At 47.4% G+C, this 4,927-nt stretch carries 6 protein-coding genes and 1 pseudogene; all 7 read left to right on the top strand.

Translation table 11 applies throughout. The features are described 5' to 3' along the window. The coding region (locus ACQ76X_RS35430; RefSeq protein WP_438498582.1) for a hypothetical protein at positions 1-283 on the top strand (283 nt) is incomplete at its 5' end. A 42-nt stretch (positions 284-325) separates the two neighbouring features. Then, positions 326-514: a DUF6906 family protein gene (locus ACQ76X_RS35425; RefSeq protein ID WP_438498580.1), complete on the top strand. Its 189-nt coding sequence runs from the start codon at positions 326-328 to the stop codon at positions 512-514. A 129-nt stretch (positions 515-643) separates the two neighbouring features. Beyond that, positions 644-2,563: a DNA cytosine methyltransferase gene (locus tag ACQ76X_RS35420; protein WP_438498578.1), complete on the top strand. Its 1,920-nt coding sequence runs from the start codon at positions 644-646 to the stop codon at positions 2,561-2,563. A gap of 274 nt (positions 2,564-2,837) precedes the next feature. Next, a pseudogene (locus ACQ76X_RS35415) lies at positions 2,838-3,646 on the top strand (DNA adenine methylase). A gap of 18 nt (positions 3,647-3,664) precedes the next feature. Then, on the top strand, positions 3,665-3,940 hold the full coding sequence (locus tag ACQ76X_RS35410; protein ID WP_438498577.1) for a hypothetical protein: 276 nt from the start codon (positions 3,665-3,667) through the stop codon (positions 3,938-3,940). Between the two features lie 35 nt (positions 3,941-3,975). After that, positions 3,976-4,293, top strand: a complete 318-nt coding sequence (locus ACQ76X_RS35405) for a hypothetical protein (protein WP_438498576.1) — start codon at positions 3,976-3,978, stop codon at positions 4,291-4,293. Between the two features lie 23 nt (positions 4,294-4,316). After that, the gene (locus ACQ76X_RS35400; RefSeq protein WP_438498574.1) at positions 4,317-4,529 is read left to right on the top strand and encodes a hypothetical protein; all 213 of its coding nucleotides are present in this window, start codon (positions 4,317-4,319) and stop codon (positions 4,527-4,529) included. Positions 4,530-4,927: the final 398 nt, after the last annotated feature.

Genomic DNA, 4,927 nt, shown 5'->3' with positions numbered 1-4,927 from the left:
TTCGGAAAAACAGAACCTGTCCTATATACGAGGCATTTTAAATGGCTATCAACATCGTGGCGGCACGACTAGCCCACAAACCGAGAAGACGGACGCATCTTTAATTTCTCCAGGGAAACCCAAGACTCCTAAGGGATCGGGGAGAAATACCAGTAGAAGTGGAAAGCAGCAGATTCCTATAACTGTCGATGATGGCAGTGGAGTTGTTCCTACTCCGGAAGAAATGGATGAAATGATGCGTAAAGCTCAACAAATAAAGGATGCCAAGGTATCTGTACGGTGAGTAGCAAGCGTTTGAAGTCAATACATATCCATATCTGAGAGGATGAACGGCATGAAGAGTACTAAAGAAATGAGAAAGAATCGCGGATTACGCCCAACACGGCGGCAAAAGCAAGTGATCAGTCAGCACCGGTTGATACCGGAGAACTGGTTAGTGCTTAGTGCCACCCCAGAGCAGTTGGAGCTACTAAATAAAAAGAAAGGCACTACACGTATCGTGACCTGCGGATAGAGCCACTTAGGGAATTATGACTAATCGATCTTTGGAGAGAGACTGTCTCCAGAGCTGGAGAATTGCGGACTTCAAACAGAACATACGATCTCTTTTTCTTATAAAAAGCGGTAGTTGAGGAGGATTTATTTGGAGCAGACAAACATCATACATTACAAAACGGCTGCTGTGTTATTCGGCGGGATCGGCGGGGAATCAGCGGGTTTGTTGAAATCTCAAGTTGAGTATGGAGGTAAGCTATACAAATTTAAATTACTCTGCTCCATAGACAGTGACCCGGTAGCTTGTCGCAACCATGATCTGATCACGGGCGAGAAGGCTTCAGTGGTAATGGACTTGTTCCGTGGTTGGCAATATAAGGCCTGGCATGGCTATGAGCCGCCAGCAGAATGGCGAGAAACGACCCCTTGGGATATATGGCTGGCCTTTAAGGAGCAGGTACCTTTCTTCTTATTCTTGAGTCCACCTTGTAAAGGGCTTAGTGGATTATTACCGCAAGAAAAGGCTGAATCGGACAAATACCAAGCACTTAATTACTTAACGGTGCATGGTTTGGAGATTGCTCTTCAGGCCTGCCTTGAATATGGTGGTAGTTTGCCAGCCATTATTCAAATTGAGAATGTGCCACGCATTACCTCCAGAGGCAAGCCATTGTTACGGCAGATTAAGAAACTGCTTGAAAAATACAGCTATGTAGTCAGTATCCGGGCGGATCATAACCTTGGAGAAATTGGAGGTTTAGGCCAGAACCGTGTTCGATTTCTACTCATGGCTCGGCAGGAGTCACAGATTCCGAATGTGATTTATTATCCGGAACGGAAGCCGCTACGAACGATTGGGAATATTATCGGTCCACTACCGTTTCCGGGGGATACCGTAGCAGGAGGACCTCTTAACCGGATGCCTAAGCTTGCCCGGAAATCATGGGAAAAGCTGATGGCCATTCCGGCTGGCGGGGATTGGCGGGACTTGAATTGCTTTGAATATCAGAAATACCGTCTGCAGCATGAACCACGGAGTGGAGCCTGGGCAGTGGAAGATTGGAATCAAAGTAGCCGGACTGTAACCGGTGGAGCAGGTGTAGGCCGTAGCAATGGTGCTGCAGCCATATCAGATCCACGCATGAACCTGGGAGAAGGGACGCATTCGACCATTTACAGGCTAGTGAGATGGGAAGAAGAGTCACCTTGTGTCACTGGAGCGACAGGATCAAACAATGGGGCCTTGAGTGTAGCCGACCCCAGATTATCGGAACGTGATAGTCGTCACCCAGCTGTGTATCGGGTTGTGAGGGACGATGAGCCAGCCCCGTGTGTAACGGGTACACGATTTGGAAGTGGGGCAATAGCGATCTCGGATTCACGAGTGAATGATCGAGCAGGAAGATTTACAAATCAATTTAAGATGCAGTCCTGGGAGGAACCAGCGAAGACAGTTACCGGGGATACCGACATTCAAAGCGGTGCTCAACTCATTTCTGATCCACGTTGCCGGACGACATTGCAGCCAGATTGTTACGGTGTGCAGGAATGGGACACAGCATCCAAAACGATCCGAGGCGCTTCACGAATTATGCAGTCGGCCTCCAGCATTGCAGACCCGAGAATGAAGTGCGCTCCCCGTGCAGACACCATGGGGGTACAGGCTTGGGACACTCCAGCGAAGACAGTCACCGGTACTGCCGATATCCATTCCGGAGCTGCTGCAGTAGCCGATCCAAGAATTCCAGAGCCGGATGAACGGTGCGTCATGATCATTATTGCGGAAGACGGGACATGGCATCGCCCCTTAACCACCTATGAAATGGCAATGCTACAGAGCTTCCCACAATTTCTTCCTGACGGCAGACCTTTCCAATTGGAAGGCTGCTCTGATGCTAAAGCCAGAGAGTATATCGGTAATGCGGTACCAAAGGATGCTGCGGAACAGATGGGAAATGTGGTGCTACTTGCGGGTGCGGAGGCAGAGGCAGGAGTATCCTTTGAGCTTAGCTGGAATCCGGTGTGGGTGGTTCCGCAAATAGAGCCAATGACTGTTTTGGTGCATTAATCATGCTGTCTGCGAACAAGTTGACCGCCGCCGAGAGTCGGGAGATCCGAGATCTCCTACGAAGATTTACTCGTGAGGACCTGTTGAAGATTACTCGTGACTATATAGGATTTGCGGAATATCAAGGACGACCCTCTGAGTTAACGCTAGAACAAATCAATAGTAGAACGGACGAACAGCTGCGGAAATTTATATTTGAGAGAGACTACCCCGGTTATGGCTGGAGAGACAAGAAAAACAATCGGGGTATTCAGTCACGGAAAGGAGACAGGTCATGAAAGTACCACGAATCTTACACTATCCCGGAAGCAAGTGGAGCATGGCGGATTGGATCATTAGTCATATGTCGGAACACACGACCTACCTTGAGACGCATTTTGGGTCCGGGGCGGTGTTGTTCAAGAAGCCTGCGTCTGTTATCGAAACCGTTAATGATCTGGATGGGAATGTAGTGAATCTTTTTCGGGTGATCCGCGAATGTCCGGAAGAATTGACACGATTCATCTACTGGACCCCATATTCCCGCGAAGAATATTACGAGTCATACCAGGATGTCGGTGGAGGGGGGGGATTGAAAGAGCCAGAAGGTTTTTGGTCAGAATGTGGCAAGCAATTGGGGCTAAGACAAGTGACCGCACCGGGTGGAGAAGCGATATATCAGTTGATACTTCTTACAAACCGGGAGAATGGACGAAATTGCCTGCAAAGCTATTGACTGTTGCTGAAAGGTTGAAAAACGTTCAGATAGAAAACCAATCGGCAGAGGACCTTTTGAAGCGGTATGCACGAAAAGATGTGCTTGTGTACTGCGATCCGCCATATTTGCTATCTACAAGGTCTAAACGATTGTACAAGCACGAAATGATGGGGGAAGATGAACATTCCCGTTTGCTTGAACAATTGGATAATCATCCAGGGCCAGTTTTACTGAGTGGCTATGCTCACCCACTATACGACGACCGGCTAGAGCATTGGCGGCGGGAAACAAAGATTGTAAAGGCCGAATCAGGCCGCAGTCGGACGGAAGTCCTCTGGATAAACCCCATTGCCGCCGAGAAGGTAGGGCAGTTACAGCTATTTTAGGATGGAGGTGCCGTTGATATGAGCCTATTTACCGCAAGTCCGATTCACCCGCGTGCCTTGCAGATGATCAACAGTGCCCTCCAACCTCTGTTTTTTGAAGACAAGGAGTGCAAAATTGAACGGTTGAAACTGCATGTATGGCCTGATTCTGAGATGGCCGAGCATCATTCTATACTCACGGCGTTCGGAATGCTCAGGGTCTTCCCTAACATTTACGTGACCAAAGGTGTGGCTTATGTGATTGAAGATTCAGGGCGTGGGGAAAAGGCGTTTGCCTGGGTTTGCCGCAGATAATAAAAACTTTTCCAAGAGAAAGGAGGAGACACACAATGCCTAATGAACAAGGTCGGTATAACAAATCAGAAGTGCTGGAATCCGGTCTTCCCTACTTTATTCCTCGTTCGAATCGATGGGAGGGCAAGTTATACTCCTTTGCTGTACTTCTGACTATGACACGCTGTAATAAGCTGGGTGTACCCATACTGAGCAGAACGAGTGAGACTCCATATGCCTTCCTGTACAGTGCGAATGCAGGAGCAGGCACTAGCGATACCCAACATCGGTACGTAGCTCTGTATGATCGTACATATGCTTTCGGAGTGATTAAGGACAAGCTACTTCCGCACGAGGTAATGAGAACCAACTAACCTACAAAGGAGAGATAAATGACATGGCAAAACAACCAAAGTTTAAGAAATCAGGACTAAAACCGGAAGACAAGGTAATCATGCATTCCTGCTACGAAGCACGTAAGGAAGAAAATAAGGATAAAGTTTGGACGGTGAAATCGGATCCGTGGGACCTGTGCGGATCAGAAGTGGTGCTGTTGGAAGGGAAAAGCGGAGGCTTTGCTACTGAATTTTTGAAGAAGGTGGAGGGTTAACCACCATCTAACTTCGCCGAATAGTAAAACATATAGTTGATTCCAATGAAAAAAAGAATTACCAAAACAGACGTCACTATACAAACCCTTATGATTACTTTTGTTCTACGATTCATTAAATCACCTCTATGTAATTTCCTGAATTATACAAGGTCTGGTTTTAGACCACAAGAGGAGAGGTTAGTCCTCTCCCTATAAAGGGGCTGATAAGCGACGCACGCATGATTTGTGAGGATGAGGAATACGAGTCGCTGGATATTGACGAAGATGATGGCCCATTATTTGACGATTACGATGACGATTGGGAGGATAACCAGTATGAATGAGGCACTGAATTTATATGAAATTTCATATCCCGGATACTTTGACGAATTTCCTGATTATTCAATATTGAAAAA

The organism is Paenibacillus sp. IHBB 3054 (genome assembly GCF_051594305.1).
In the GTDB taxonomy this organism is placed as follows: Bacteria; Bacillota; Bacilli; order Paenibacillales; family Paenibacillaceae; genus Paenibacillus_AQ.
This window is presented reverse-complemented; position numbering and strand designations above follow the sequence as displayed.

Coding starts and splice junctions, on each gene's coding strand:
- ACQ76X_RS35425 (WP_438498580.1), top strand. CDS start 326: ATGAACGGCATGAAGAGTACTAAAGAAATGAGAAAGAATCGCGGATTA.
- ACQ76X_RS35410 (WP_438498577.1), top strand. CDS start 3,665: ATGAGCCTATTTACCGCAAGTCCGATTCACCCGCGTGCCTTGCAGATG.
- ACQ76X_RS35405 (WP_438498576.1), top strand. CDS start 3,976: ATGCCTAATGAACAAGGTCGGTATAACAAATCAGAAGTGCTGGAATCC.
- ACQ76X_RS35400 (WP_438498574.1), top strand. CDS start 4,317: ATGGCAAAACAACCAAAGTTTAAGAAATCAGGACTAAAACCGGAAGAC.